Source organism: Pelagerythrobacter aerophilus, from assembly GCF_003581645.1.
GTDB classification, from domain to species: domain Bacteria; phylum Pseudomonadota; class Alphaproteobacteria; order Sphingomonadales; family Sphingomonadaceae; genus Pelagerythrobacter; species Pelagerythrobacter aerophilus.
This window is the reverse complement of record NZ_QXFK01000016.1, coordinates 65,603-89,754: the sequence shown is the minus strand read 5'-3', so window position 1 is coordinate 89,754 and position 24,152 is coordinate 65,603. Positions and strand designations below refer to the sequence as shown.

Annotated in this window: 28 protein-coding genes, 1 tRNA gene and 1 other RNA gene; 14 read left to right on the top strand and 16 right to left on the bottom strand. The window is 65.6% G+C overall.

The window, feature by feature from the left end; genetic code table 11:
* Positions 1-9: 9 nt before the first annotated feature.
* Positions 10-447 (bottom strand): VOC family protein, encoded by a 438-nt coding sequence (locus tag D2V04_RS08785; protein ID WP_119513142.1) that lies wholly within the window; start codon positions 445-447, stop codon positions 10-12.
* 137 nt (positions 448-584) lie between these two features.
* Here D2V04_RS08785 and D2V04_RS08780 point away from each other — a divergent pair, with 137 nt between their 5' ends.
* Positions 585-1,298, top strand: a complete 714-nt coding sequence (locus D2V04_RS08780; protein ID WP_119513574.1) for an SIMPL domain-containing protein — start codon at positions 585-587, stop codon at positions 1,296-1,298.
* Positions 1,299-1,341: 43 nt separating this feature from the next.
* Here D2V04_RS08780 and D2V04_RS08775 read toward each other — a convergent pair whose 3' ends face one another.
* Entirely contained in the window at positions 1,342-2,103 is a 762-nt protein-coding gene (locus D2V04_RS08775) for a TorF family putative porin (protein ID WP_119513140.1), read from the bottom strand.
* 267 nt (positions 2,104-2,370) lie between these two features.
* Here D2V04_RS08775 and D2V04_RS08770 point away from each other — a divergent pair, with 267 nt between their 5' ends.
* Positions 2,371-3,171, top strand: a complete 801-nt coding sequence (locus tag D2V04_RS08770; protein ID WP_119513138.1) for a metallophosphoesterase family protein — start codon at positions 2,371-2,373, stop codon at positions 3,169-3,171.
* On the top strand, positions 3,171-4,481 hold the full coding sequence (locus tag D2V04_RS08765) for a UDP-glucose dehydrogenase family protein (RefSeq protein ID WP_119513136.1): 1,311 nt from the start codon (positions 3,171-3,173) through the stop codon (positions 4,479-4,481). The genes D2V04_RS08770 and D2V04_RS08765 overlap by 1 nt, the downstream gene beginning before the upstream one ends.
* Positions 4,482-4,556: 75 nt before the next feature.
* Here the strand turns inward: D2V04_RS08765 and rnpB are convergent.
* The 4 genes from rnpB to D2V04_RS08745 all read right to left on the bottom strand — a co-directional run bounded on the left by rnpB (position 4,557) and on the right by D2V04_RS08745 (position 6,798).
* An RNA gene (gene rnpB, locus D2V04_RS08760) (RNase P RNA component class A) lies at positions 4,557-4,999 on the bottom strand.
* 6 nt (positions 5,000-5,005) lie between these two features.
* A complete protein-coding gene (locus D2V04_RS08755) occupies positions 5,006-5,710 on the bottom strand; it encodes an N-acetylmuramoyl-L-alanine amidase (RefSeq protein ID WP_119513134.1) in 705 nt (234 codons plus the stop codon).
* The gene (locus D2V04_RS08750; protein WP_119513133.1) at positions 5,710-6,354 is read right to left on the bottom strand and encodes a histidine phosphotransferase family protein; all 645 of its coding nucleotides are present in this window, start codon (positions 6,352-6,354) and stop codon (positions 5,710-5,712) included. The genes D2V04_RS08755 and D2V04_RS08750 overlap by 1 nt, the downstream gene beginning before the upstream one ends.
* A 48-nt stretch (positions 6,355-6,402) precedes the next feature.
* A complete protein-coding gene (locus D2V04_RS08745; RefSeq protein ID WP_119513131.1) occupies positions 6,403-6,798 on the bottom strand; it encodes a Mov34/MPN/PAD-1 family protein in 396 nt (131 codons plus the stop codon).
* A 16-nt stretch (positions 6,799-6,814) separates the two neighbouring features.
* On the opposite strand from D2V04_RS08745, the gene D2V04_RS08740 reads away from it, so the two are divergent.
* The 4 genes from D2V04_RS08740 (at position 6,815) to D2V04_RS08725 (ending at position 10,884) form a co-directional block, all read left to right on the top strand.
* A complete protein-coding gene (locus tag D2V04_RS08740) occupies positions 6,815-7,759 on the top strand; it encodes an RluA family pseudouridine synthase (protein ID WP_119513129.1) in 945 nt (314 codons plus the stop codon).
* 123 nt (positions 7,760-7,882) lie between these two features.
* A complete protein-coding gene (gene rpoH / locus D2V04_RS08735; RefSeq protein WP_182849713.1) occupies positions 7,883-8,788 on the top strand; it encodes an RNA polymerase sigma factor RpoH in 906 nt (301 codons plus the stop codon).
* A 76-nt stretch (positions 8,789-8,864) separates the two neighbouring features.
* Positions 8,865-9,692 carry a LytTR family DNA-binding domain-containing protein gene (locus D2V04_RS08730; protein ID WP_119513127.1) on the top strand — a complete coding sequence of 276 codons (828 nt, stop codon included), beginning with the start codon at positions 8,865-8,867 and terminating at the stop codon, positions 9,690-9,692.
* Positions 9,693-9,786: 94 nt separating this feature from the next.
* A complete protein-coding gene (locus D2V04_RS08725; RefSeq protein WP_119513125.1) occupies positions 9,787-10,884 on the top strand; it encodes a M23 family metallopeptidase in 1,098 nt (365 codons plus the stop codon).
* Between the two features lie 51 nt (positions 10,885-10,935).
* Here D2V04_RS08725 and D2V04_RS08720 read toward each other — a convergent pair whose 3' ends face one another.
* A complete protein-coding gene (locus D2V04_RS08720) occupies positions 10,936-11,679 on the bottom strand; it encodes an SDR family oxidoreductase (RefSeq protein ID WP_119513123.1) in 744 nt (247 codons plus the stop codon).
* A 105-nt stretch (positions 11,680-11,784) separates the two neighbouring features.
* Between D2V04_RS08720 and D2V04_RS08715 the strand changes: the two genes are divergently transcribed.
* Genes D2V04_RS08715 through D2V04_RS08705 form a run of 3 tightly spaced genes read left to right on the top strand, consistent with a single transcriptional unit; the run spans position 11,785 to position 13,826 of the window.
* Positions 11,785-12,165 carry a winged helix-turn-helix transcriptional regulator gene (locus tag D2V04_RS08715; protein ID WP_119513121.1) on the top strand — a complete coding sequence of 127 codons (381 nt, stop codon included), beginning with the start codon at positions 11,785-11,787 and terminating at the stop codon, positions 12,163-12,165.
* A gap of 42 nt (positions 12,166-12,207) precedes the next feature.
* Positions 12,208-12,876 carry a monofunctional biosynthetic peptidoglycan transglycosylase gene (gene mtgA, locus D2V04_RS08710; protein WP_119513119.1) on the top strand — a complete coding sequence of 223 codons (669 nt, stop codon included), beginning with the start codon at positions 12,208-12,210 and terminating at the stop codon, positions 12,874-12,876.
* A 5-nt stretch (positions 12,877-12,881) separates the two neighbouring features.
* Positions 12,882-13,826, top strand: a complete 945-nt coding sequence (locus D2V04_RS08705) for a cation diffusion facilitator family transporter (RefSeq protein WP_119513117.1) — start codon at positions 12,882-12,884, stop codon at positions 13,824-13,826.
* Positions 13,827-13,900: 74 nt separating this feature from the next.
* On the opposite strand, the gene D2V04_RS08700 is transcribed toward D2V04_RS08705, so the two are convergent.
* The 5 genes from D2V04_RS08700 to D2V04_RS08680 form a co-directional block, all read right to left on the bottom strand.
* A complete protein-coding gene (locus D2V04_RS08700) occupies positions 13,901-14,083 on the bottom strand; it encodes a hypothetical protein (RefSeq protein ID WP_119513115.1) in 183 nt (60 codons plus the stop codon).
* 163 nt (positions 14,084-14,246) lie between these two features.
* Entirely contained in the window at positions 14,247-15,509 is a 1,263-nt protein-coding gene (gene clpX / locus D2V04_RS08695) for an ATP-dependent Clp protease ATP-binding subunit ClpX (RefSeq protein WP_119513113.1), read from the bottom strand.
* Positions 15,510-15,692: 183 nt separating this feature from the next.
* Positions 15,693-16,391, bottom strand: a complete 699-nt coding sequence (locus tag D2V04_RS08690; protein ID WP_119513111.1) for an ATP-dependent Clp protease proteolytic subunit — start codon at positions 16,389-16,391, stop codon at positions 15,693-15,695.
* A 189-nt stretch (positions 16,392-16,580) separates the two neighbouring features.
* Positions 16,581-18,197, bottom strand: a complete 1,617-nt coding sequence (gene tig / locus D2V04_RS08685; protein WP_119513109.1) for a trigger factor — start codon at positions 18,195-18,197, stop codon at positions 16,581-16,583.
* Positions 18,198-18,254: 57 nt separating this feature from the next.
* Positions 18,255-18,339 (bottom strand) — tRNA-Leu (locus D2V04_RS08680).
* A gap of 164 nt (positions 18,340-18,503) precedes the next feature.
* Here D2V04_RS08680 and D2V04_RS08675 point away from each other — a divergent pair.
* Both D2V04_RS08675 and D2V04_RS08670 read left to right on the top strand, forming a co-directional pair.
* A complete protein-coding gene (locus D2V04_RS08675; protein ID WP_119513107.1) occupies positions 18,504-18,683 on the top strand; it encodes a hypothetical protein in 180 nt (59 codons plus the stop codon).
* Between the two features lie 38 nt (positions 18,684-18,721).
* On the top strand, positions 18,722-19,003 hold the full coding sequence (locus D2V04_RS08670; RefSeq protein ID WP_119513105.1) for a DUF3297 family protein: 282 nt from the start codon (positions 18,722-18,724) through the stop codon (positions 19,001-19,003).
* Positions 19,004-19,009: 6 nt separating this feature from the next.
* Here the strand turns inward: D2V04_RS08670 and D2V04_RS08665 are convergent, their stop codons facing one another.
* Complete coding sequence (locus D2V04_RS08665; RefSeq protein WP_119513103.1) at positions 19,010-19,780, bottom strand: CHAP domain-containing protein; 771 nt, start codon at positions 19,778-19,780, stop codon at positions 19,010-19,012.
* A gap of 128 nt (positions 19,781-19,908) precedes the next feature.
* On the opposite strand from D2V04_RS08665, the gene der reads away from it, so the two are divergent.
* Together der and D2V04_RS08655 are read left to right on the top strand one after the other, a co-directional pair.
* Positions 19,909-21,309, top strand: a complete 1,401-nt coding sequence (gene der, locus D2V04_RS08660; protein ID WP_119513101.1) for a ribosome biogenesis GTPase Der — start codon at positions 19,909-19,911, stop codon at positions 21,307-21,309.
* On the top strand, positions 21,309-21,806 hold the full coding sequence (locus tag D2V04_RS08655) for a DUF2721 domain-containing protein (RefSeq protein WP_119513572.1): 498 nt from the start codon (positions 21,309-21,311) through the stop codon (positions 21,804-21,806). The genes der and D2V04_RS08655 overlap by 1 nt, the downstream gene beginning before the upstream one ends.
* Positions 21,807-21,926: 120 nt before the next feature.
* Here the strand turns inward: D2V04_RS08655 and bfr are convergent, their stop codons facing one another.
* From bfr to D2V04_RS08640, 3 genes are all read right to left on the bottom strand, one after another.
* Positions 21,927-22,412 carry a bacterioferritin gene (gene bfr, locus D2V04_RS08650; protein ID WP_119513100.1) on the bottom strand — a complete coding sequence of 162 codons (486 nt, stop codon included), beginning with the start codon at positions 22,410-22,412 and terminating at the stop codon, positions 21,927-21,929.
* A gap of 137 nt (positions 22,413-22,549) precedes the next feature.
* On the bottom strand, positions 22,550-22,741 hold the full coding sequence (locus D2V04_RS08645; RefSeq protein ID WP_119513098.1) for a (2Fe-2S)-binding protein: 192 nt from the start codon (positions 22,739-22,741) through the stop codon (positions 22,550-22,552).
* Positions 22,742-22,805: 64 nt separating this feature from the next.
* Positions 22,806-24,095 carry a DUF418 domain-containing protein gene (locus tag D2V04_RS08640; protein WP_228766336.1) on the bottom strand — a complete coding sequence of 430 codons (1,290 nt, stop codon included), beginning with the start codon at positions 24,093-24,095 and terminating at the stop codon, positions 22,806-22,808.
* Positions 24,096-24,152: the final 57 nt, after the last annotated feature.

Genomic DNA, 24,152 nt, shown 5'->3' with positions numbered 1-24,152 from the left:
TCCGGCCCCTTACCAGCTACCGGTGTTCTCCATGCTCGCCCAGGGCTCCTGCGGCGGGAGATGGCCTTCCTGCAGCAGCTCGATCGAAATGCCGTCGGGCGAGCGGACGAAGGCCATGTGGCCGTCGCGCGGCGGGCGGTTGATCGTCACCCCCGCATCCATCAGCCGCTGGCAAGTCTCGTAGATGTTCTCCACGCGATAGGCGAGGTGCCCGAAGTTCCGTCCGCCGGTGTACTCTTCCGGCGCGCTGCCGTCCTCCGCCGGCCAGTTGTAGGTCAGTTCCACTTCTGCAAGCCCCTCCTGCCCCGGCGCGGCGAGAAAAACGAGCGTGAAGCGCCCCTTCTCGTTGTCGAACCGGCGCACTTCCTCGAGCCCGATCATACGGAAGAAATCGACCGTCGCGTCGATATCCGCGACACGGATCATGGTGTGCAGGTACTTGGTCATGGGGAACTCCGTTCATCTACATTAAAGCACGGTTCATCGTGCGTAAAATAGACCCTCTACATGGGTCACCCAGCGCCGAAACGAAAGGGTCAATCATGGCCGAGAGCAAATCCGATGCATCGCCCACCTCCATCCCCATGTGGCGCGAGCCCGCGGCGCGGCGATGGCTTGCCAGTTCGGCGATCGTCGCCATCGGCCTGATCGTCGGCGGCTTCCTGCTCGGCGACGGATTGGTCCGGGCAAAGCAGGCGGACCGCGCAGTCACCGTCCGCGGCCTTTCCGAGCGCGAGGTCATCGCCGACCTTGCGACCTGGACGATCTCCTACTCCTCGACCGCAACCGATCTGGCGACAGCGCAGGCGAGCGTCGACCGCGACACGGCCTCGATTGAAGCGTTCTTTCGCGATCTCGGCTTTCCAGCGGACGCGCTTGAACCGACGGGCGTCAACGTCAGCTACTTCACAGATAACCAGGGCATCGGGCGCTACACCGTGCGCCAGCGCATGTCGCTGCGAACGAACGACATCGAACGCGCGCAGGACGCCGTGAAGCGGCAGGCGGAGCTCGTCCGCCGCGGGGTCGTGCTCGAGGATGGCTCGGGCATGGCCTACACCTTCACCGAGCTGGACGCGGTCAAGCCGGCGATGATCGCCGAAGCGACCAAGGACGCGCGCGCCGCCGCCGAGCAGTTCGCCGAGGACAGCGGCGCGAATGTCGGCAGCATCCGTCATGCGACGCAGGGCTATTTCACCATCGAGGCGCGCGACGGCGAGACCGCCGGCTGGGGCGTCTCGGACAGCCCCTACAAGAAGGTGCGGGTCGTCACGACGGTGGACTTCTCGCTCGACTGAAGTCCTCCGGCCCGCCGCGAAACGGCGGGCCTTCGGAGGAGATTCAGAAGCTCATGCTGAGGGTCGCGACCACTGCGTCGTCGGTAAGCCCGTCCACCGAAGGGCCTTCGACGCCAACGTAGGAAACGCCTAAACCCAGCCCGCCGAGCACCGTCGCGCTCGCTCCGAGCGACCAGTCGAGCCCCGAATCATCCGTGCTGCCAGCCAGCATCGGCGGTGCGAGCACACCGTCGGTATAGCCGAGGTGGCCGCTCAGCGTGATCGGAGTGTTCGGAATGCCGACGCCGAGGTCGGTATAGACATAGAGATTGTCGTTATCGCCTAGCGCGTCCTGCTCGAATGCGTAGGCAGCGCCGACCGTGGCCTCGGCCGGGCCGAGTGCGAACGCGAGCGAGGCGTAAGGTTCGAAATAGTCGGTATCCGCGCCGAGATCCTCGGTCGGATACATGTAGTACAGCAGCCCGACGTCGAGCGTCAGCCCTTCCGCGACGGCGCCGCTCCAGCCGCCGTAGAGATCCAATTCGACATCGCCCAGGAGATCGGTGCCGCCGTCGTCGATCGAGCTGCCCCAGGTTCCGACGTAGAATCCGCTCTCGTGCGTGACATCGATGCCGCCCTGGATCGCCGGATCGCCCCCCGACAGCGAAACCCCGCGGAAACGGTAGTCACTGACGATCGCAACGTTGCCCGACACCTCGACCGCGCTCGGCGGGTCGGTTTCGCTCTGCGCCTGTGCCGGCGCGGCAGCCATGACAGCGGATGATAGAATAGCTGCGGCGGTAAGACCGCGGATGGACGTGAGCATGACAAACTTCCTTGCGTTTGCAGTTGTGCTTCGTCCCACCTGCCGGTCCGCCGGATGCTTCGTACTGTCGAGCACACTCTTGCGAACGCGAAACGATCGTGCAGCATCATGCTGCGATGCACAAGGAATATTTCACGCCGTCTGCCAGCAGACATAAACCTGTTGAATTTCTGCATCGGGCGGCGCCGGTTCAGTGGCGAGTCATCGGTTGCCGTGCAGGCGCCGCTGGCCTATCGGCGCCCGTACTCCACCGCAAAAAAACACCCGATGTTCGAACCGCTCCGCAAGATCTTTCGCGCCCGCTCCGAGACGCCGCGTCCCTCCGTTCCCGACGGCGAGCGCATCTATGTGATCGGGGACGTGCACGGCCGGGCCGATCTGTTCAAATCTCTGATCGGTGCGGTCGAAGACGATGACCGCCAGACTTCGCCGGCCAAGACAACCATCGTCCTGCTTGGTGATCTGGTCGACCGCGGTCCCGACAGCGCGGGCGTGGTCGCGCAGGCGCGCGAATTGCAGGCGCAGCGCCCCGTGCGCATCCTCGCCGGCAATCACGAGGAGATGTTCCTCCAGTCGTTCGAGGAACGCAGCATTCTGCGCCATTTCCTCAAGCATGGCGGGCGCGAGACGCTGTTCAGCTACGGCATCACACGCGAACGCTACAACGAGAGCACGCTCGACGAACTGCAGGATCTGATGCGCGAAGCCGTCCCGCAAGCGGACCGCGATTTCCTGCGCGGGTTCGAGGAATATGTGATCGCCGGGGACTACCTGTTCGTCCATGCCGGCATTCTTCCCGAGGTCCCGCTGGAAGAGCAGTCGCGGCACGACCTGCTGTGGATCCGCGACCGGTTCCTGCGCCACTCCGCGCCGCATTCGCATGTCGTGGTGCACGGCCACACGATCTGCGACCCGGTGGCCGAGTGCGCGAACCGCATCGGAATCGACACCGGCGCCTACCGCACGGGCAAACTGACCGCGTTGGTTCTGGAAGGCGAAGCGCGCCGCTATATACAGGCGGTCGAGGACGCCGGCACGATTACAATCCGCAAGATGGGGACTGCGTAATGAAGATCGCTATGGTCGGTTCGGGCTACGTCGGCCTGGTGTCGGGCGCCTGCTTTGCCGACTTCGGGCATGACGTGGTCTGCATCGACAAGGACCAGTCGAAGATCGACCGCCTGCACGAAGGTGTGATGCCGATCTACGAGCCCGGGCTCGACGCGCTGGTCCAGAGCAACGTCGCCGCCGGCCGGCTGTCGTTCACGACCGATCTGGCCGAGGGCATCGCCGGGGCGCAGGCAATCTTCATCGCGGTCGGCACGCCGAGCCGCCGGGGCGATGGCCACGCCGATCTCTCGTTCGTCCACGCGGTCGCACGCGAGGTCGGCGAGAACCTGGCCAACGATGCGGTGGTGGTGACCAAGTCGACCGTTCCCGTGGGCACCGGTGACGAAGTCGAGCGGATCATTGCCGAGACCGGCTGCAACCACCGCGTCGCGGTCGTTTCCAACCCCGAATTCCTGCGCGAAGGCGCAGCCATCGGCGATTTCAAGCGCCCCGACCGGATCGTCATCGGCACGGACGATGAGTTCGGCCGCGACGTCATGCGCGAGGTCTATCGGCCGCTGTTCCTCAACGAATCGCCGATCCTGTTCGTCAGCCGCCGCAGCGCGGAACTGATCAAATATGCGGCCAATGCCTTCCTCGCGACCAAGATCACTTTCATCAACGAGATGGCCGATCTGTGCGAGAAGGTCGGCGCCAACGTGCAGGACGTGAGCCGTGGGATCGGAATGGACAACCGCATCGGCCCCAAGTTCCTTCATGCCGGTCCCGGTTACGGCGGCTCGTGCTTCCCCAAGGACACGCTGGCCCTGCTCAAGACCGCCGAGGACTACGACAGCCCGGTGCGGATCATCGAAGCGGTGGTGAAGACCAACGACAGCCGCAAGCGGGCGATGGGCCGCAAGGTGATCGACGCGCTCGGCGGCATGGAAGCAGCGCGGGGCAAGAAGGTCGCGTTGCTGGGCCTCACGTTCAAGCCGAACACCGACGACATGCGCGACAGCCCGGCGATCGCGATCGCGCAGGCGCTCGGAGATGCCGGCGTGAAGGTCGCCGGATACGATCCCGAGGGTATGACGCAGGCCGCGCCGCTGATGCCCGACGTGCAGATGTGCAAGAGCCCCTATGAGGCGATCGATGGCGCCGACGCAATCGCCATCGTCACGGAATGGGATGCCTTTCGTGCGCTCGATCTGGAGCGCGTGAAGGCCCTGGCAAACTCCCCCGTGATGGTCGACCTGCGGAATATCTACAAGCCCGACCACATGCAGGCGGCGGGGTTCATCTACGTCAGTGTCGGGCGCGGCTGAGAAGGCCTTAGCGCCCATTCCCCGCAACAGTCGTCGATACGGGTCGCGGACCTGCACCGAAGCCGGAATGGGAGAAATGCCAGGGGGCCTGTAAGCCGGGTTCTGTCTCGCGGGCGGTATCCCGTCCCTAGTTTCCTTGGGAGGGACCGGCCCCCGCGAGGGCAGCCATTCGTCTAGGCGACGGATTGCTCCGTGCGCTCAAGCAGCCAACCCGGGCGGTCGCAGCTTGCGCTCGGGGCGAAACACCCCGGCCCGCATTCGCGGGCGCGCCGCCCCTATTCGGCCTTGCTCCGGGTGGGGTTTGCCATGCGGGCCGCGTTGCCGAGACCCCGGTGCGCTCTTACCGCACCCTTTCACCCTTGCCTGCGGCCTTTAGGGCCGCGTCGGCGGTATACTCTCTGTGGCACTTTCCCTGAGCCCGCTTGCACGGACCCGGCGGGCGTTACCCGCCACCCTCGTTTCGTGGAGCCCGGACTTTCCTCGCGTGCTTTCGCACCCGCGGCTGCCCGGCCCCCTGGCGCGCTCTATCTAGCGTGTCCGCGGTCGCGATCCAAGAGGAGCTGGAACAGGATCGCACGGATCTGCCCGTCGATCTCGCCATCGATCCGCTCGGGCCGCCAGCGCCGCTGGAACGCCTCGACCGCCTTGCGCCCGTCGGTCACGTCATAGCCGAAGCGCTCGAGCGCGAGGTAGAACGCGCCGTCGTTGTCGAACGGATCACCGAGATCTAGCTTTTCCGGACGCGGCAGGCACAGGCCGTATTCGGCGAGCCGATCCCACGGAAACAACTCGCCCGGATCGATCTTACGCGCGGGCGCAACGTCCGAATGGCCGACGACATTCGCGCGCGGAATGTCGTGATCCTTCACGATTCTCGCCACCAGCGGGACGAGCGCGGCAAACTGCGCTTCCGAGAAGTCGCGGTAGCCCAGCGCGTGCCCCGGATGGTCGAGTTCGATCCCGACGCTCGCCGAATTCACATCCTTGTGCCCGCGCCAGTAGGAGGCGCCCGCGTGCCAGGCGCGTTTGTCCTCCGACACCAGCCGGGTGACCTCGCCGGCTTCCGAGATCAGGTAATGCGCACTCACGCCCGCATCCGGATCGCACAGCCGGTCGAGCGCGGCCTGGGCGTTCTCCATCTCGGTATAGTGGATCACCACCATCGAGATCAGCAGCGTCCGTTCGTTGAAATTGGGCGACGGCCGCTCGTGGTGAACGAGTTCGTCCATCAGCCGTTCGGCAGGACCGCTCCGAGAACCAATGCATCGCCGGTCTGCCGGTATTGCAGGCCCCCGCCCCCATCCTCGGCCAGCAGGCACAGCATATGCGCCGGCGCGGTGCGGCTCGAAAGTCTGTCTTTTGCAAGATTGCCCTCGAGCGCCGCGCCGATCGTTTCGTCGAAGGCGATCCTGGCGCCGGCCGCGCGAACCACGATTTCGGTCGCCCCGTCCCGCACTTCTGCCCCGATGTCGATCGTTCCGCCGCGCACTAGCGCCTCTATCCCCATGTGGGCGAAGTTGAGCAGCACCTTCACCGCCGGCTTGGACATGCGGCTTTCGGCAAGCGCCCAGTTCACCGCAACCCGCTTCGCATCGCGAGCCAGCGCGTCGATCACCGCGCGGGCCTCGGCCACGTCCACCTGGTCGCCGAAGCCGCCCGCCGCACCGTAAGCGAGGCGGAAGAACTTGAGCTTGTCGGCGCTGATCTGCGCGCTCTGCTCGAGCAGTTCGAAGCAGCGCTGACGCATTTCCGGGTCCTTCTCCCCGGCGAGGAGTTCGAGCCCGTTGGAAAGCGCCCCGACCGGGCTGAGCATGTCGTGACACAGGCGGGAGCAAAGCATGCTGGCGAGGTCGATGGCGTCGGAATCGGTCATGGAGTGAGAAGCGTCGTCCGTTCTGCGAAAGTCTGGCTAACCGCCGCCTTACCGATCAATGACTCGCAGGGAAAGCGGTTCGAAGCCCGCTTCGTCGTCGCGCCAGAACCGTACCTCGCCTTCGCCGGCAATCGCCCAGATGCGCCCGTCGCGCGCCGCCGAGGCCCGGTCGGTCGCCGAAGGCTCCGCCGGGCCGTGCGGGTGGGAGTGGTAATATCCCATGACCTGCGGCCCGCCCCCGCGCGCCGCCCGGTACGCATCGATGAGCGCGCGCGGATCGATCTCGAAATGCGTCTCCGGCGCCGGATGGACGTTGCGCGCCGGTGCGAGGGCGCGGACAGTTCCCCCGTCGCCGAGCAGAATACCGCAACACTCGCGCGGATCGGCCGCGGCCGCCTCGGCGCGAATGCCTTCCAGGACCGCACTTGTGACTTCGGCAATCATCGCGCATTGGCCTAGCATGGCGGACGATCAAGTCATCGGCGGATTTCTCGCGCCCGGCCTCCGCCTCGACAAGGCGTTGGCCGACGCATCCGGGCTTTCGCGTGAACGGGTCAAGGGGCTGATCGGCGAAGGCCGCGTAACGGTCGATGGTATGGTGGTGCGCAGCGCTTCGGCGAGGACCGGCGAAGGCGCCGCGTTCTCCATCGCCGTTCCTCCGCCCGAACCCCTCGCCGCCCGGGCGCAGGACATCCCGCTCGACGTCGCGTTCGAGGACGATTACCTGATCGTCGTGAACAAGCCGGCAGGGCTGGTGGTGCATCCGGCGGCCGGAAACCCGGACGGCACGCTCGTCAATGCCCTGCTCCACCATTGCCGCGGGCAATTGTCGGGCATCAACGGCGTGGCGCGGCCGGGGATCGTGCACCGGATCGACAAGGACACCTCCGGCCTGCTGGTCGTGGCCAAGACCGATGCGGCGCACGAGGGGCTGGCGCGGCAGTTCGCCGACCACTCGATCACCCGCGCCTATCTCGCTGTCTGTGCCGGGCAGCCAGCCCCGCCGATAGGCACGATCTCGGGGCGAATCGGCCGGTCGGACGCGAACCGCAAGAAGATGGCCGTGTTGCCACCGGATTCGACTCGCGGGAAACATGCCGTCACACATTACAAGACGCTGAAATTGCTGCGAGATTGCGCATTGATCGAATGCCGGCTGGAAACCGGCAGAACCCACCAGGTCCGCGTTCACTGTGCGTCAATCGGTCATCCGCTATTGGGAGACCAGACGTATGGACGCACACCGGCAGGGCTTCGCCCGCTCCTCAAACAACTGGGCTTCGCGCGGCAGGCGCTCCACGCCGCACTGTTGGGGTTCGAGCATCCGATCACTGGCGAGAGGGTGGATTTCCGGGCCGAATTGCCGGGGGACATGCGGGAACTCATCGACGAAACCGCTCGTTGAAATCGATGAAAGTCGGTTCAATCCGCCCCACCAACGTCCTATATGCAAATGCGTGGCCCGCACTGCGGATGCCCATCAGGGGTCCGTCACCGCGCGGTCGACACGAGAAAGGTCAGGGTAGACGTGAGCAACAACAAAGCATTGACAGTCCCGGCGCTCGGCGGTGAGCAGAGCCTCAACCGCTATCTCGCCGAGATCAAGAAATTCCCGGTGCTGACGGCCGAGCAGGAATACATGCTCGCCAAGCGCTACGAAGAGCATGAAGATTCGGAAGCTGCTGCGCAGCTCGTCACCAGCCACCTGCGGCTCGTGGCCAAGATCGCCATGGGTTACCGCGGCTACGGCCTGCCGGTCAGCGACCTCATTTCCGAAGGTAACGTCGGCTTGATGCAGGGCGTCAAGAAGTTCGAGCCCGATCGCGGCTTCCGCCTCGCGACCTACGCGATGTGGTGGATCAAGGCTTCGATCCAGGAGTTCATCCTGCGGAGCTGGAGCCTCGTGAAGATGGGCACCACCGCGGCGCAGAAGAAGCTGTTCTTCAACCTGCGGCGGATGAAGAAGAACCTTGAGGCTTACGAGGACAGCGACCTTCATCCTGACGACGTCGCCAAGATCGCGACCGACCTCGGCGTGCCCGAGCAGGAAGTGATCAACATGAATCGCCGCATGATGATGGGCGGCGACGGATCGCTCAACACGCCCATGCGCGGCGGGGAAGAGGGCTCCGGCGAGTGGCAGGACTGGCTGACCGACGATCGTCCTCTGCAGGACGAGACCGTTGCCGAAGCCGAAGAGGCGAACGTGCGTCACGAAATGCTGGTCGAGGCGATGGATAGCCTGAACGAGCGTGAAAAGCACATCCTCACCGAACGGCGCCTGACGGACAATCCCCAGACGCTGGAGGAATTGAGCCAAGTTTACGACGTCAGCCGCGAACGCATCCGCCAGATCGAGGTGCGCGCGTTCGAGAAGCTGCAAAAGGCGATGCAGCGCATCGCCGGCGAACGGCTGCTGCCGGGTATCGCCTAAGCAAGATCTCCGGCGGGCGACGCGCAAAGCGTTGCCCGCCCTTGCTGCTTCGCCGCGAAGCCGGCAACCTGGCGCGATGACCGGTCTCGTGTCTTTGCCGCGAAGCCGTCCCGGATGGATCGCATTCGTCCTCTCCGGCTGGGTGATCGTCGCCGTCGTCCAGGCTGCTCAGGGGTCGTTCCTCGCCGCGCACGCGGGAACACCGCAGCAGTGGTGGCCGACGCTTGCCTACACCTTGGCCATTTATTCGGTGTGGGCTCTGCTGACTTGGCCGGTCGCCGCAGCCATCATGGCGATCGAACGTGCCGTGCAGCCGCGCGCGCTGCGGATCGCCGCCTACCTCGCGTTATGGCCGGTCGTATCGGCGCTGCACGTACTTGTCTTCGCGGGCCTCTACTGGCCGGCCTATCGCGGCGAGGGCGTGCCGACGCGCTGGGCGATGGCCGATCGCATGTTCGTGCGCAATCTCGACACCAACACGCTGCTCTATTTTGCGCTTCTGGGCATTGTTCTGTTTTGCCTGCACCTGCGGCGACGACAACGCGCTGCGGCAAACGCCGCATCCTCGGCACCCGACGACGCGCTGCTGATCCGCAGTCGCGGCCATATCCGCCGCATTCCGCTGGACACGATCGACTGGATCGGCGCGGCAGGTGACTATGTCGAGGTCCATGTGGCGGGGAGCGTCGAGTTGCTCGACGAGTCGCTCGCGTCGTTGGCGGCAAGGCTCCCCACAGAGGCCTTCGCCCGCATCCATCGCGGCGCGCTGGTGCGCCTCGACCGCATCCGCAACATAGAGCCGATCGGGCGCGGGGATGCGCACGTTCGCCTGGTCACCGGCGAGCGTTTGCGCCTCAGCCGCCGCTTCCGTGCCAACCTCGCAGCCCTGATCGCACCCGCCTGACGGGCCGCGCAGTCCCGCTCGCAGATCGCTGCTCGCAGACCCGTGCGTGGCGGAGGCAGAACCGCGTCATCACCGTCGTTCGGAGATCTGCCTCATGCTTCTCGCCCGGATATTTCTGATGCTGTCGTTGCCGCTCTGGTCCATCCAGGCGGCGCCAGCGCCTGAAGTGCGGCCCTATCAATCGCTGCACATCGAAGTGCCCTATACGCCGCCGGTCGCGCGGATCGACGGGCGCGATCGGCTGATTTACGAAGTTCACGCGACCAGCTTTTCCAGCAAGATCATCGTGCTCGATGCGATCGAGGTCGAAACGGCGAACGACGGCGTGGTGCTCGCGCGGGTCGATGCCGCCAAAGCCGCCCGCTGGGTCGGCGCGCCCCGGAATCCGGCACAGCGCCTCGCCCCGGGAGAACGCGCGATCCTCTACCTCGACGTTCCCGCGCCCCCAGGAACCGCAACGCTGCGGCACCGCATTCGCTTTACGGCAGCATCGAAGGACGGGTCCGCCGAAGCGGTCACGATCGTGGGCGGCGCCGCGACGCCGCGCGCAGCCTTCCCTCTTCCGCTCGGCGCACCGCTACGCGGCGGCCCCTGGACCGCGGTCGCGCTGCCCGATCATGCCAACGGCCATCGCCGCTACCCCTACGCGGTCAGCGGCCGTGTCCGCCTGCCCGGACGGCACGCGATCGACTGGATGCCGGCGCGCGGGTTCGATCCTGCATCGGCCGGACGCAGTGTGGCCGCGGACGGCACCGGCGCCGACGTCCTTGCCGTTGCCGATGGCGTGATCGTGGCAGTGAAGGAAGAACCGAAGCCGGGAGCACGCCCGAGCGTCGAGGACGAAACCGGCGCAATGGTGGTGCTCCGGTTGCCCGACGGCCGCTACGCCTTCTACCAGCACCTCGCCCCCGGCATCCCGGTTCGGGTTGGAGACCTGGTCGCGAAGGGGCAGGTGATCGCACGGCTTGGCGCCTCCGGCCACGTGACCCAGCCGCACCTTCACTTCCACGTGGCGGACGGCGCAGCCCCTTTCGATTCGGAAGGCCTGCCCTACGAGTTGGGCGCTGGACAGGTGCTCGGCCGCTATGCCCGCTTCGAGGACTTTACCGAGGGCAAGGCATGGCAACCGGAGCGAGCGCGCGCGATGGACGGTTTACCCCGCGCCAACGCGGTTCTGCGCTTCGCCCCATGAAGGAGGGACGCGGGGACCGGCCCCTCGCGTCCCTCCTGCAGTCGTGGCGGGTCAGAAGCCCTTCGTCATCGCGAGCGCTTCCTCGAACCGTCCCTCTTTCTCCGCGTTGCGCAGGATCAGGGTGTTGGGCACGCACACTTCGGCCGGCGGATTGCCGCTTTCGAACTGCGCCATGACCTGATCGATGAAGGTGCCGAGCGGCAGATAGCCCTCGCGCGTCGATTGCCCCGGCGTCAGCTCGGTCTGCACCGCGGGCGGGGCGAGCTCGATCACCTCGACCATACCCTCGAGCTTCGCGCGCAGCGAGATCGTATAGCTGTGGATCGCCGCCTTGGTCGCCGAATAGGTCGCCGCCTTGGGCATCGGCACGAAGGCCAGACCCGAGCTGACGTTGATGATCGCCGCGTCATCCTGTCCCTTCAGATGCTCGACGAGCGCATCGATCAGACGGATCGGGCCGAGCAGGTTGGTGACGACCGTCGCTTCGACATCGGCGAGATCGCGCCTCGCCGTTACGTCCTCGTAGCGCATGATGCCGGCGTTGTTCACCAGCACGTTGAGCCCGGGGAAACGCGCCGCGACATCGCGGGCGAAGCGTTGGATGTCGGCAGGATCGGACACGTCGAGCGTCATGACATGGATGTTCGCGTGGCCTTTGGCGGTTTCTGCGAGCGGGCCTTCGCTGCGTCCGGCGACGACCACGGTATTGCCGAGATCGTGCCAGCGCCGGGCGAGCTCGCGGCCGATTCCGCTGCCGCCGCCGGTGACGAGGATCGTATTGCCGCTGGTTTTCATGAGAGGAACCTTCCTTGCTTGCGTTGGAGAGGGACTCCATCTAGTCCCTTGCTCTCCATTGGGAAGTAGGCACCGAAACGTGCGGTAGTTACCGAAAGGAAAGAAATGGGAAAACCGCCGCATACGAGCTACCATTCGGATCCCCGCGTCGATGCGCTGGTCGATGAAACGATCGGCCGGGTGGCCGACAAGTGGACACTTCTCGTACTGGAAGCGCTGGAGGAAGCCGGCGAGCAGCGCTTCAGCGCGATCGGGCGCGCGGTGCCGGGAATCAGCCAGAAGATGCTCACCCAGACCCTGCGCCAGATGGAGCGCGAGGGGTTGGTCACCCGCACCGTGCACGCCGAGGTCCCCCCGCGGGTCGAATACCGGCTGACAGTACTCGGACACGACCTGGCCGAGGCGTTCTGCGGCGTATGGCACTGGGCCGAGCGCAACATCGAGACAATCGAGGCGGCCCGCGCTGCATTCGACGCACGCCAGTAAGGCGATTGCGCCCGGACGCCGCCGTCCTTATCCGGTTCCCCCATGCGCTGGTTCCTCATGCTGCTCGCCAAGCTGGTTCTATGGTTCGTGGGGCTCAGCCTCGCGCTGGTGGTCGTCTACAGGTTCGTGCCTCCGCCGGTGACAGTGACCATGCTGCTGGACGAGCGCGGCATGACCAAGGACTGGGAGTCGCTCTCGAACATCGACCGGAACCTGGTCGCCGCCGTCATCGCGGCGGAAGACGGGAAATTCTGTAGCCACGACGGCTTCGACACCGAGGCGATCGAGAAGGCCATCCGGCACAACGCGCAGGGCGGCCGCATTCGCGGCGCGTCGACGATCAGCCAGCAAACCGCCAAGAACGTGTTCCTGTGGCAAAACGGCGGCTTTTTCCGCAAGGGGCTGGAGGCCTGGTTCACCTTCCTGATCGAGACCGTCTGGGGCAAGCGGCGGATCATGGAAGTCTACCTGAACGTCGCGGAGACCGGCATCGGCACCTACGGCGCGGAAGCTGGGGCACAGCGCTATTTCAATCACTCCGCCGCCCGCCTCAGCCGCACTGAGGCCGCGCGCATGGCCGCCGCGCTGCCGCTGCCCAAGCGGCGTTCGGTGGTGAACCCCACCGGCTTTACCCGCCGCTACGGCAATACGATTGCGGCGCGCATGGGCGTGGTCAGGCGTGACGGGCTCGACGCCTGCGTCTATGAGTGACCGCAATGGGCGCGGGTCACTCTCACAGTCATCACGGACATTCGCACGGGAATTCGCATGGTCATGGCCACGCGCATGCACCGGCAGACTTCGGCCGCGCTTTCGCGATCGGTATCGTGCTCAACGGTGTCTTCGTGCTGGTCGAGGCCGCCTACGGCTTCCTCTCGGGCTCGATGGCGCTCGTCGCCGATGCCGGGCACAACCTGTCGGACGTCCTGAGTCTGCTGCTCGCCTGGGCGGCTGCGGCCGCAGCGCGCAAGCCGCCCTCCGACAAGTTCACCTACGGCTACAAGAGCTCGACCATCCTGGCCGCGATGGCCAATGCCGGGCTGCTGCTGGTCGCGATAGGGGCAATCCTGTTCGAGACCCTGAACCGCCTGAGCAACCCGGCCGAGGTGGAAGGGTGGACCATGATCGTGGTCGCGAGCATCGGGATCGTGATCAATACCGCAACCGCCCTGCTGTTCCTGCGCGGCCGGCACGACGATCTGAATATCCGCGGCGCGTTCCTGCACATGGTCGCCGATGCGCTGGTTTCGCTGGGTGTGGTGATCGCGGGCGTGGCGATCCTGCTGACCGGCGCGACCTGGATCGATCCGGTAACCAGTCTCTTGATCGTGGCGGTAATCGCCTGGGGGACCTGGGGGCTGCTGAAGGACAGCGTGAAGATGGGTCTGCTGGCGGTACCCGAGGGGATCTCGGAAGCCGACGTGCGCGCTTATCTCACCCGTTTGTCCGGCGTGGCGGCGGTCCACGACCTGCATATCTGGCCGATGAGCACGACCGAAACCGCGATGACCGCGCATCTCGTCATGCCTGCCGGACACCCTGGAGACGAATTCCTGCGCGCAATCGCGCATGAGTTGCAGCACCGGCACGGGATCGGTCATGCGACGATCCAGATCGAACGCGACGCGGACTGTGCGCTGTCCTCGGCGGAGAGCTGTTAGAGGTGCCGGGACTGCTGTGAGAGGCGGCGAGCGGCGAGGAACCCCATTTGTCTCCTCGCCGCTCGCCGGAAATCTTACCCTTCCTGCGCGGGAAGCTCACCGTTCGGATCGTTCTCGACCAATTCGGCGACCTGCTCGTAAACCTGCGCGTTGTCGTCCATCTGCTGCTGGAGCTGCGGGTTCTGTTCGCCGACATTGCGGAAGAAGCCGCTCGCGTCGCGCAGAAGCTTCGCCGCGAGCTGTGCGTTGGTGGCCATATTCGGAAATTCCTCGTATTCGCGTGACAGTGCGGTCCGGGCCCGAATACGGCCCGGCCCGGGGCGCAACCGCGTGTCGCGCCACTTGCGCCCGGTAAGGCGATGAACGGCCCGCCCGGGGCCGATTATGTCCGCAGCGCCATGCGCCGCGGAGCGGCGCCTGTCAGGCCGCCGCTTCTTTCTTCTCGCCGCCGAGCACCCGAATCGGCTCCTTGCGGCCTTCGACCACGTCCTTGTCGATCACGATCTCGCTCACCCCGTCCATGTCGGGAAGGTCGAACATCGTGTCGAGCAGGATGCCTTCGACAATCGAGCGCAGGCCACGCGCGCCGGTCTTGCGCTTGATCGCCCGCTCGGCGATCGTTTCCAGCGCATCGTCGGTGAAGGTCAGCTCGACATCCTCGAGCTCGAACAGCTTGCGGTACTGCTTGACCAGCGCGTTCTTCGGCTCGCTGAGGATCTGCACCAGCGCGGCCACGTCGAGATCGCGCAGCGTAGCGATCACCGGCAGGCGGCCGACGAATTCGGGGATCAGGCCGAACTTGAGCAGGTCTTCCGGCTCGCACTTCTCGAGCAGCTCGCCCACACGGCGCTTGTCCGGATCGGCGACATGCGCACCGAAACCGATCGAGCGCTTCTGCAAGCGATCGGCGATGATCTTCTCCAGTCCGGCGAAGGCACCGCCGCAGATGAACAGGATGTTCGTCGTGTCCACCTGCAGGAATTCCTGCTGCGGGTGCTTGCGGCCGCCCTGCGGCGGGACCGAGGCGGTGGTGCCCTCCATCAGCTTGAGCAGCGCTTGCTGCACGCCCTCGCCCGACACGTCGCGTGTGATCGAGGGATTTTCCGCCTTGCGCGTGATCTTGTCGATCTCGTCGATGTAGACGATGCCGTGCTGCGCCTTGTCGACGTTGTAGTCGCTCGACTGGAGCAGCTTCAGGATGATGTTCTCGACATCCTCGCCCACGTAGCCGGCTTCGGTCAGCGTGGTCGCATCGGCCATCGTGAACGGCACGTCGAACGTGCGCGCCAGTGTCTGCGCCAGCAGCGTCTTGCCCGAACCGGTCGGACCGACGAGCAGGATGTTGGACTTCGCCAGTTCGACGTCGCCCGCCTTGCCCGAATGCTTGAGCCGCTTGTAGTGATTGTGCACCGCGACCGAGAGCACGCGCTTCGCGCGGTCCTGCCCGATCACGTAATCGTTCAGAGTCACGAAGATGTCGTTCGGAGTCGGGACTTCGCCTTCCTTGCGGCCCGTCAGCCCGGCCTTGGTCTCTTCGCGAATGATGTCGTTGCACAGCTCGACGCATTCGTCACAGATGAACACCGTCGGCCCCGCGATGAGTTTCCTCACCTCGTGCTGCGATTTGCCGCAGAAGCTGCAGTACAGCGTGGACTTGCTATCGGTTCCGCTCAACTTGGTCATTTCCCGTGGTTCCCGAACCCCCGGCCCGAATTCCAAGGCCGGATTCGGCCGACTCTAGAGCCGGCTGGTCATTAATCAACACATCGGGTTTAGCATTCACGTATTGCCACAAGCTGAAGTGGCAGGGTTGCCCGAATGCTATATCAACCGCCCTGCGCCGGGTTTTGTGCCCGGAAGGATCGGTTACTCCGGCGCTCCGCCGGAACCCGTCTCGTCACCCGGCTCCTCGTTTTCGGGCCGGGTCTCGAACACCTTGTCGACGATGCCGAACTTCATCGCTTCGTCGGCTTCGAGGAAGGTGTCGCGGTCCATCGCCTTCTCGATGTCGGAGAGGCTCTGGCCGGTGTACTTGACGTAGAGATCGTTCATCCGCTGGCGGATGCGCAGGATCTCGCGCGCCTGGATCTCGATATCGCTCGCCATGCCGCGCGCGCCGCCCGAGGGCTGGTGGACCATGATCCGCGCGTTGGGCAGCGCGATGCGCATCCCCGGCTCGCCCGCGGCGAGCAGGAAGCTGCCCATCGAAGCGGCCTGACCGACGCAAACGGTCGAAACGCGCGGCTTGATGTACTGCATGGTATCGTGGATCGCCATCCCGGCGGTCACCACGCCGCCGGGTGAGTTGATGTACATGGAGATCGGTTTGGAAGGGTTCTCGCTCTCGAGGAACAGCAGCTGGGCCACGATCAGCGACGCCATCCCGTCCTCGACCTGACCGGTTACGAACACGATCCGCTCGCGCAGCAGGCGGCTGAAGATGTCGAAGCTGCGTTCCCCGCGGCTGGTCTGCTCGACGACCACCGGCACCAGCGCACCCGTCACCGGATCGCGGGTGAACTGGCCCTGCGAAGCGTGGGCATCGGTGCCGAACAGGTCGATCATGCGAAAATTTCCTCTCGTCAGAAGTGCGACCGGCTATGTCGCGATAGCCGGCGCGATGTTCAAGGGGGTTAACCTTGTGGCCGGGGAAATCGGCACTCTCGCCGGTATGCCGCCAGCCGCCCCGGACGAGAAAGGGCGGCGAGACTCGCCCGCCGCCCCTGTTCGTCACCCGGCGCGTGGCCGGACAAATCACTTCTTGGCGGCAGCCTTCTTGGCCGGAGCCTTTTTAGCCGGGGCCTTCTTGGCAGCCGGCTTCTTTGCGGCCGGCGCCTTGTCTTCGGACTTCGCCGCAGCTTTCTTGGCCGGGGCCTTCTTGTCCTCGTCCTTGGCTGCGGCCGTCTTGGCGGGAGCCTTCTTCGCCGCCGGCTTCTTGGCCGGGGCCTTCTCCTCGCCTTCGTCCTTGGCGGCGCTCTTCTTGGCAGCGGCCTTCTTCGCCGGCGCCTTCTTCTTCGCGGCCGGCTTTTCGGCGGGCTCGGTCTCTTCCGCTTCGATCGCGGCCTCGAGTTCCTCGCGCGTCACTTCACGCTCGGAAATCTCGGCCTTGTCGAACAGGAAGTCGACGACCTTGTCCTCGTAGAGCGGCGCGCGGAGCTGGGCGGCAGCCATCGGCTCGGACTGGATGTATTCCACGAACCGCTGGCGGTCTTCGGCACGATATTGCTGCGCCGCCTGCTGGACGAGCATGCTCATTTCCTGCTGGCTGACCTCGACGCCGTTCTTCTGGCCGATCTCGCTCAGCAGGAGCCCGAGACGCACGCGGCGTTCGGCGATCTTGCGGTAGTCGTCCTTCTCCGCCTCGATTTCCTTGAGCGCCTTGGCCGGATCCTCATCGCGCGAGGCTTCCTGCTGGAGCTGCGCCCAGATCTGCTCGAACTCGGCGTCGACCATGCCCTGCGGCACGGCGAAGTCGTGGCCCGCGGCGAGCTGGTCGAGAAGCTGGCGCTTCATCTGCGTGCGGGTGAGCCCGGCGGTCTCCTGCTCGATCTGGCCGCGCAGCAGGCCCTTGAGCTGGTCGAGCCCTTCCAGGCCCAGGTTCTTGGCGAAATCGTCGTCGATCTTGGTCTCGCCTTCGACCTTCACCTGCTTCACCGTGACGGCGAACTGGGCTTCCTTGCCCTTGAGGTGCTCGGCCGGATAATCGGCCGGGAACGTGACGGTGATCGTCTTCTCGTCACCAGTCTTCACGCCGGTGAGCTGCTCTTCGAAGCCGGGGATGAACTGCCCCGCGCCGAGCACGAGCGGCGCGTCCTCGGCCTTGCCGCCTTCGAACTCGGTGCCGTCGATCGATCCGACGAAGTCGATGATGATCTGGTCGCCTTCGGCGGCCTTCCTGGTCTTCGGTGCGTCCTTGTAGCTCTTCTGCTGACCGGCGACGCGCTCCAGCGCCTCGTCGACCTCCTTGTCGCTCACCGGCACGACCAGCCGCTCGAGCGCGAGGCCTTCGATCTCGGGAGCCTCGATCGCCGGCAGGACTTCGAGCTCGACGTCGAGCACTGCATCCTTGCCCTGCTCGTAGCCTTCGCCGAGCTCGACCTTGGGCTGCATCGCCGGGCGAAGCTTCTTCTCGCGGATCAGTTCGTCGACCGAGCCGCGAATCGCGTCGTTGAAGACCTGCGCATGCAGGTTCTCGCCATGCATCTTGCGGACCAGGTTGGCGGGCACTTTGCCCGGGCGGAAGCCGGGCATGCGCACTTGCGGGGCGATCTTCTTCACCTCCGCATCGACCTTGGCCTCGATATCACCGGCCGGAATGGTGAGCTGGAAGCCGCGCTTGAGGCCCTCGGCGGTGGTCTCTTTGATCTGCATGTGCGAACTTAAGCCTTTTCAAAATCACGTTTTGTCGAAGGGCGTCGGGCTGGTCACTGGTGCGGGCGAAGGGACTCGAACCCCCACATCTTTCGATACTGGTACCTAAAACCAGCGCGTCTACCAGTTCCGCCACGCCCGCAACCCGAACGAAGCCGCGCGTGGGAAACCCACACGAACAGGGGAGCGCCCTTAGAAGGGCGGGCCGAAAAGGGCAAGCGCTGCGATTTGCGGCGCGCAGCGGCGGAACGCACAGACGGCGCGAGGCGTTGATTTCGCACGACGCACCGCACGAAGGATTCCGCCATGGCCACCCAGCCCGATCCCGCTCCCGACAGAATCGAACCCGGCTCTCCGCCGGAGACCCCGCCCGACAGCCCGCCGCTGGAAGATCCGATGCAGGAGCCGGACGAGATCGAGCAGCCCGATCCCGATTTCGACCGCCCTGACCGCAGCCCCATCGAAACCCCGCCCCCACCCGATTGAATATTGCAGCGCTCACGACGGCGGACTAGGGCGCGGGCATGAGCGACGACACCAGCAACGACACCCCGCCCGACCGCATTTCGGTCAACCCGCGCAGCGAGCACTTCGACGCCGACAAGCTACGGCGCGGAATCGGCATTCGCTTCAAGGGCCGCCAGCGGACCGATATCGAAGAGTATTCGATCTCCGAAGGGTGGGTCCGCGTGCAGGCCGGAAAGACAATGGACCGCAAGGGCCAGCCGTTGACGATCAAGCTCAGCGGACCGGTCGAGGCGTGGTACGAGGATCTGGGCGACGACGCGCCCGTAGCGAAGGCCTAAGGCGGCTCAGTTGCCGTAGCGGGCGACGGCTGCCGCGATCGGATCGCGTGGCGCCGGGGCCTCCCTGCGCCGCGGCATGGCCTTCTCCGCCGGCATTCGCGCCGGAGCCTGCGCCGCGAGATTCCTGCGAGTATCGGAAGCAGGCTTCGCCATTTCGGCGAAGGCGTTGAGGAATGTCCGCGAAGGTGTGGAAGAAAGGGGCCGCGCGGGCGCCAGGGGGGATGGCGCCGCGCGCGACGGGGGAACTGCTCCGGCGAGGCGCGTTTCGGGAAACCGCGCTTCCTCGCCATAGATGAAACCGTGCACCGGCCAGACCGTGGTGCCGAGCCCCTGGATCGGATCGTACCACACGCGCACCTGGCTCCAGTCGTTCGCCGGCGAGACGTCGATCGCCTTGACGTCGCGCTCGATCTGCCCGCGGCGCCCGTTGATCGGCGACCAGTTCGCATGGTCGAGCAGCACTGTGCGGCTGTCGATCACCTGGCTCACGGTCGCGACGTGGCCCAGCCGCATGCTGCCATGCGGTACGAACGCCATGACCGCGCCCACGCGCGGCTCGTCGCCCCGCTCGTAGCGACCCGCGGCCTGGCTCCACCAGGTGTGCGCATCGCCGTAGATCTCGACGCCCGAAAGCTCGCGTGCATAGGGAACGCACTGGAGATAGGCTGGCAGTTCGTCACGGCCGGGCCGATCGAAGCCCGGGCTGGCATCCGCCAGCGCCGGCCCGTGAAAGGCGCAGAGGCCCGCTGCGGCCAGGATCCAGAGATTTGCCCTCATGCGGCAAGAAGCTGCCGAATCATCGTTAATGCGACCCTGCTGGTTATGGTTAACGGATCTTTACCTTTGCACCGAGTGGGGCGAGCGCGCTTGCCAAGCGCCGCAATAGGCTCCACCTGCGCAGCCGTATGGTCACGAAGCCGCAAGTCATCATCATCGGCCGCCCCAACGTCGGCAAATCCACGCTATTCAACCGGCTCGTGGGTAAGCGGCTCGCGCTGGTCGACGATCAGCCCGGCGTGACCCGCGACCGTCGGTTCGGCGATGCCTCGATCGCCGGGCTCGATTTCACGGTGGTCGATACCGCCGGGTGGGAGGACGACGATCCGGAAACCCTGCCCGGCCGCATGCGCCGGCAGACCGAAGTCAGCCTGGAAGGCGCCGACGCCGCCCTGTTTGTGATCGACGCACGCGCCGGTCTGACTCCGCTGGACGAGGAAATCGCTCGCTGGCTGCGCAGCCAGACGGTGCCCGTGGTCCCCGTGGCCAACAAAGCCGAAGGCGCCGCCGGCGAAGCGGGGGCGATCGAAGCATGGTCGCTCGGCTTCGGCGAGCCGGTTCCGCTGTCGGCCGAACACGGAGAAGGTATCGCCGATCTGTTCGGCGCACTGTGGCCGATCATCGGCGAGAAGGCGGAACGCAAGGACACCACTGGGGCAGAGACCGCCGATGCCGAGGAATCGGATGAGGATGCCCCGCTCGGCCCGCTCAAGCTCGCGATCGTCGGGCGGCCGAACGCCGGCAAGTCCACGCTGATCAACCGCCTGCTCGGCGAAGACCGTCTCCTCACCGGGCCCGAGGCGGGCATTACGCGCGATTCGATCGCGGTCGACTGGCGCTGGACCGATCCCGCCAGCGGCGAGGTGCGCGATATCCGCCTGATCGACACCGCCGGAATGCGCAAGAAAGCTCGGGTCACCGAAAAGCTCGAGAAGCTCAGCGTGGCCGATGCGCGGCGGGCGGTCGACTTCGCCGAAGTCGTCGTCCTGCTGCTCGATGCGACCAAGGGTCTCGAGCTTCAGGACCTCAAGATCGCCGACGCGGTGCTGCAGGAAGGCCGCGCGCTGATGGTCGCAATTAACAAGTGGGACGTGGCCGAGAACGCCTCCTCGCTGTTCAACGGCATTCGCGAGGCGCTCAACGAAGGGCTCGCGCAAGTCCGCGGCGTGCCTCTGCTCGCGGTCAGCGCCAGAACCGGCAAGGGACTGGACACGATGCTCGCCGCCGCGTTCGAGATACGCGAGACCTGGTCGAAGCGCGTGTCGACGGCGGCGCTGAACCGCTGGTTCGACGATGCATTGGCCGCCAATCCTCCGCCAGCGCCCGGGGGCAAGCGGATCAAGCTGCGCTACATCACCCAGTCGAGCACGCGTCCGCCGCGCTTCGTGGTGTTCGGCACCCGGCTCGACATGCTGCCCAAGAGCTACGAGCGCTATCTGGTCAACAGCATCCGCCGCGAACTCGGCTTCGACGCAGTGCCGGTTCGGGTTGTTCTCAAGAGCCCGAAGAATCCCTACAAGAGCGAATGATGATCGATCTGCTTGCCATCGGCGGAAGCCTCGCCGGCGAGATCCTCGAGCGCACCTCCAGCACGCCGCGCGTGCAGCAGATGGTGCAGCTCTCGCTCGCCCCCGCCTTTCTCCTCGGCGGTATCGGCGCGATCATGAACGTGATGATGAGCCGCCTGATCTGGATCGCCGAGCGCAAGGAGCGCATCGAGCGCCGGATCGAGGACGGCAAGGCGGGCCCGGAAGTGCGCGAGCTCCCCTGGCTCGCTCAGCGCCGCCGCCACGCCCAGACCGCGGTCGTGTTCAGTACTGCTTCGGCCGCGGTGATCAGCGTCGTGATCGTGCTGCTGTTCATCAGCGCCTTCATCCGCCCGCAGATCGGCACGCTCACCGCCCTCGCCTGGATCCTGACGATGATTCTCCTCCTCACCGGGCTCGGCTTCTTCCTGCTCGAAACCCGTCTCGCCGCCCGCGGCGTGCCGGCATTCGAGGAGGATCGGGCGGAGGACGAGGAATAAGGGCCGAGGGCGCCCTCCTGCCATGTCCCCTGGCCGAATCACGCCAGGCCGGCCTTCCAAAAGTGTGGAGCCGGCGCTTTCTCCACCGACGCCGCAGAGCTCCGCGCGGAAGCACTGACCCTACTCGCCTTCCTCCGCCGGCTTGCTCTGGAGTTGGACGTAGTTCTGCAGGCCCATCCGCGCGATCATGTCGAACTGGGTCTCGAGGAAGTCGACGTGCTCCTCCTCGCTTTCGAGAATGCGTTCGAAGATCTCGCGGCTGACGTAGTCGCGGACGCTTTCGCAATGCTCGATGGCGTCGCGCAGGAGCGGGATCGCCTCCTGCTCCATGGCGAGGTCCGCCTTGAGGATCTCCTCGACCGTCTCGCCGACCTTGAGCTTGTGAATCGCCTGGAAGTTGGGAAGCCCGTCGAGGAACAGAATCCGCTCCGCCAGAATGTCGGCGTGCTTCATCTCGTCGATCGATTCGTGGCGTTCGTATTCGGCCAGCCGCTCGACGCCCCAGTCCTTCAGTACGCGGTAGTGCAACCAGTACTGGTTGATGGCGGTGAGTTCGTTGGTGAGCGCCTTGTTGAGGAACTCGATGACTGTCGCGTCGCCTTTCACGGGGCGTCTCCATCGCTCGGGGAATATGCGCGCAACTATGCGCCCCGATCACGTGACTGGCAAGGGCGCGGGGTCGAAAAAATGGCGGAATTCCGCCATTTGCGAGCGATTTGCGTTAGCCTACGCGAGCACGAAAATCAGGCTGCGCGAGCCGGTAGAAGCGCTCCTTCGCGCTCTTCGAACAGGATCTCGTTCGCCTCTTCCAGGCACTGGCCGCAGTTGGGGCGCTTGCCCATCGCGGCGTAAACCGCCTCCGCATCGCCCGGGCAGCATCGCGCGGCGCGACGCACGTCGCATTCCCTGATGGCATTGCAGATGCAGATGTACATTGCGGCTCCTGCGATCGATTCGCAGGCCTCAATTTATGCGAACTGTTCGCAATATCAACCCCAGTCAGCGCCGCAGGCGAAACAGACGTCCGTAAGTAAGGCAGCGCCAGAGCCATTCGAGCGGTCCGTAGCGAAAACGCACGAGCCACGGCTTCGACCAGGCGAGCATGATCGCCCAGCTCAGCAGCGCAACGAGATAGAGCTGCGGGCGATCGAGCCTTCCGAACAGATCGAGCGCCCAGCCGGAAAACACGAACAGCATCACGAAAGACGTGCCGAGATAGTTCGAGAATGCCATTCGCCCGGCGGCTACCGTTCGCTGCCCGAGCCATCCCGTCGCCCGCGGCGCCCAGAGCGCGAGCAGCGCCGCCAGACCGAGGATCATCGGCAGACGCGTCAGCATCGAAGGGCCGAGGAAAGCGAACAGCGTCGTGAAGTAGGTGAACCCTTTCGCCTGAACCCACAGCGCGAGCAGCAGCGTCGTAAACGCTCCACCGAGCAGGCCGGCCCATCCCCACAGGCGCTGCTTGCGCGGGTCGAGCCGCCCGTCGAACAGACCCATCCGATAGAGCGCCATGCCCAGCAGCATCAGCGGGATCGTCTCCCACGCGACCTGCCACAGCACCGTGAGCCAGCCGAAGCGGTGCTCGCTCAGCCGGTGCGCGACGTTGGCGATCCAGCTTCCGTCCTGCATGAGCGCGGCCTCGGTGGCGGCGTCGGCGACGGGCACGCCCTTCGCCGCGAGAATCTCCGTATGCGCCTCGGCCAGCATCGGATTGGCGCCGAGCGGGGTCTCGGCAATCAGGTAGAAGTAATAGAACAGCGCGGTCCACAGCAGCGCGCCGACGACATAGACCACCAGCGCAGCGACCAGCTTGGTCTGCACCTCCCACCGGAGGCAGGCGAGCACGGCCAGCCCGCAGAGTGCATAGACCGTCAGGATGTCGCCCTGCCACAGCAGGAAGTAGTGCAGCAGCCCGAACATCAGCAGCCAGCCGAGCCGCCGGGCCTGGAGCCAGCCGGTCGCTCCGCGCGCCCAGGCCTTCTCCATGAACAGCATGAGCCCGGCGCCGAACAGGAGCGTGAAAAGCCCGCGCATCTTGCCGTCGATCAGGACGAACTGCGCGATCCAGAGCCACCCTCCGGGATCGTTATCCGGCCCGATGAAACCGCCCGGCCACATCACCGCGGTGATCGGCTGTCCGAAGATCACGATATTGGCGAGCACGATGCCCATGACGGCAATGCCGCGGATGAAATCGAGGCTTTCGATCCGCTCGGCGCCGGCGGCAGGCAGAGGGCGCGGCTGGTCGGGTGTATGCTGCAACTGCGGATCGTCCGGATTGCCCGCCATCGGTCCCTCCCCATCTTCGACGAGCGGTGTTAGCAGCCCGCGACGCGCAGGGAACCT

Excerpts from the sequence above, each read along its gene's own strand:
- mtgA (WP_119513119.1), top strand. The coding sequence starts at position 12,208 with ATGCGCTGGTTCCTCATGCTGCTCGCCAAGCTGGTTCTATGGTTCGTG.
- D2V04_RS08715 (WP_119513121.1), top strand. The coding sequence starts at position 11,785 with ATGGGAAAACCGCCGCATACGAGCTACCATTCGGATCCCCGCGTCGAT.
- D2V04_RS08750 (WP_119513133.1), bottom strand. The coding sequence starts at position 6,354 with ATGACCGATTCCGACGCCATCGACCTCGCCAGCATGCTTTGCTCCCGC.
- D2V04_RS08755 (WP_119513134.1), bottom strand. The coding sequence starts at position 5,710 with ATGGACGAACTCGTTCACCACGAGCGGCCGTCGCCCAATTTCAACGAA.
- D2V04_RS08705 (WP_119513117.1), top strand. The coding sequence starts at position 12,882 with ATGGGCGCGGGTCACTCTCACAGTCATCACGGACATTCGCACGGGAAT.
- D2V04_RS08675 (WP_119513107.1), top strand. The coding sequence starts at position 18,504 with ATGGCCACCCAGCCCGATCCCGCTCCCGACAGAATCGAACCCGGCTCT.
- D2V04_RS08645 (WP_119513098.1), bottom strand. The coding sequence starts at position 22,741 with ATGTACATCTGCATCTGCAATGCCATCAGGGAATGCGACGTGCGTCGC.
- D2V04_RS08780 (WP_119513574.1), top strand. The coding sequence starts at position 585 with ATGTGGCGCGAGCCCGCGGCGCGGCGATGGCTTGCCAGTTCGGCGATC.
- D2V04_RS08665 (WP_119513103.1), bottom strand. The coding sequence starts at position 19,780 with ATGAGGGCAAATCTCTGGATCCTGGCCGCAGCGGGCCTCTGCGCCTTT.
- D2V04_RS08745 (WP_119513131.1), bottom strand. The coding sequence starts at position 6,798 with ATGATTGCCGAAGTCACAAGTGCGGTCCTGGAAGGCATTCGCGCCGAG.
- D2V04_RS08770 (WP_119513138.1), top strand. The coding sequence starts at position 2,371 with ATGTTCGAACCGCTCCGCAAGATCTTTCGCGCCCGCTCCGAGACGCCG.
- D2V04_RS08720 (WP_119513123.1), bottom strand. The coding sequence starts at position 11,679 with ATGAAAACCAGCGGCAATACGATCCTCGTCACCGGCGGCGGCAGCGGA.
- D2V04_RS08785 (WP_119513142.1), bottom strand. The coding sequence starts at position 447 with ATGACCAAGTACCTGCACACCATGATCCGTGTCGCGGATATCGACGCG.
- D2V04_RS08740 (WP_119513129.1), top strand. The coding sequence starts at position 6,815 with ATGGCGGACGATCAAGTCATCGGCGGATTTCTCGCGCCCGGCCTCCGC.
- der (WP_119513101.1), top strand. The coding sequence starts at position 19,909 with ATGGTCACGAAGCCGCAAGTCATCATCATCGGCCGCCCCAACGTCGGC.
- D2V04_RS08640 (WP_228766336.1), bottom strand. The coding sequence starts at position 24,095 with ATGGCGGGCAATCCGGACGATCCGCAGTTGCAGCATACACCCGACCAG.
- tig (WP_119513109.1), bottom strand. The coding sequence starts at position 18,197 with ATGCAGATCAAAGAGACCACCGCCGAGGGCCTCAAGCGCGGCTTCCAG.
- D2V04_RS08730 (WP_119513127.1), top strand. The coding sequence starts at position 8,865 with ATGACCGGTCTCGTGTCTTTGCCGCGAAGCCGTCCCGGATGGATCGCA.
- D2V04_RS08690 (WP_119513111.1), bottom strand. The coding sequence starts at position 16,391 with ATGATCGACCTGTTCGGCACCGATGCCCACGCTTCGCAGGGCCAGTTC.
- D2V04_RS08670 (WP_119513105.1), top strand. The coding sequence starts at position 18,722 with ATGAGCGACGACACCAGCAACGACACCCCGCCCGACCGCATTTCGGTC.
- D2V04_RS08765 (WP_119513136.1), top strand. The coding sequence starts at position 3,171 with ATGAAGATCGCTATGGTCGGTTCGGGCTACGTCGGCCTGGTGTCGGGC.
- D2V04_RS08655 (WP_119513572.1), top strand. The coding sequence starts at position 21,309 with ATGATCGATCTGCTTGCCATCGGCGGAAGCCTCGCCGGCGAGATCCTC.
- D2V04_RS08725 (WP_119513125.1), top strand. The coding sequence starts at position 9,787 with ATGCTTCTCGCCCGGATATTTCTGATGCTGTCGTTGCCGCTCTGGTCC.
- clpX (WP_119513113.1), bottom strand. The coding sequence starts at position 15,509 with ATGACCAAGTTGAGCGGAACCGATAGCAAGTCCACGCTGTACTGCAGC.
- D2V04_RS08775 (WP_119513140.1), bottom strand. The coding sequence starts at position 2,103 with ATGCTCACGTCCATCCGCGGTCTTACCGCCGCAGCTATTCTATCATCC.
- D2V04_RS08700 (WP_119513115.1), bottom strand. The coding sequence starts at position 14,083 with ATGGCCACCAACGCACAGCTCGCGGCGAAGCTTCTGCGCGACGCGAGC.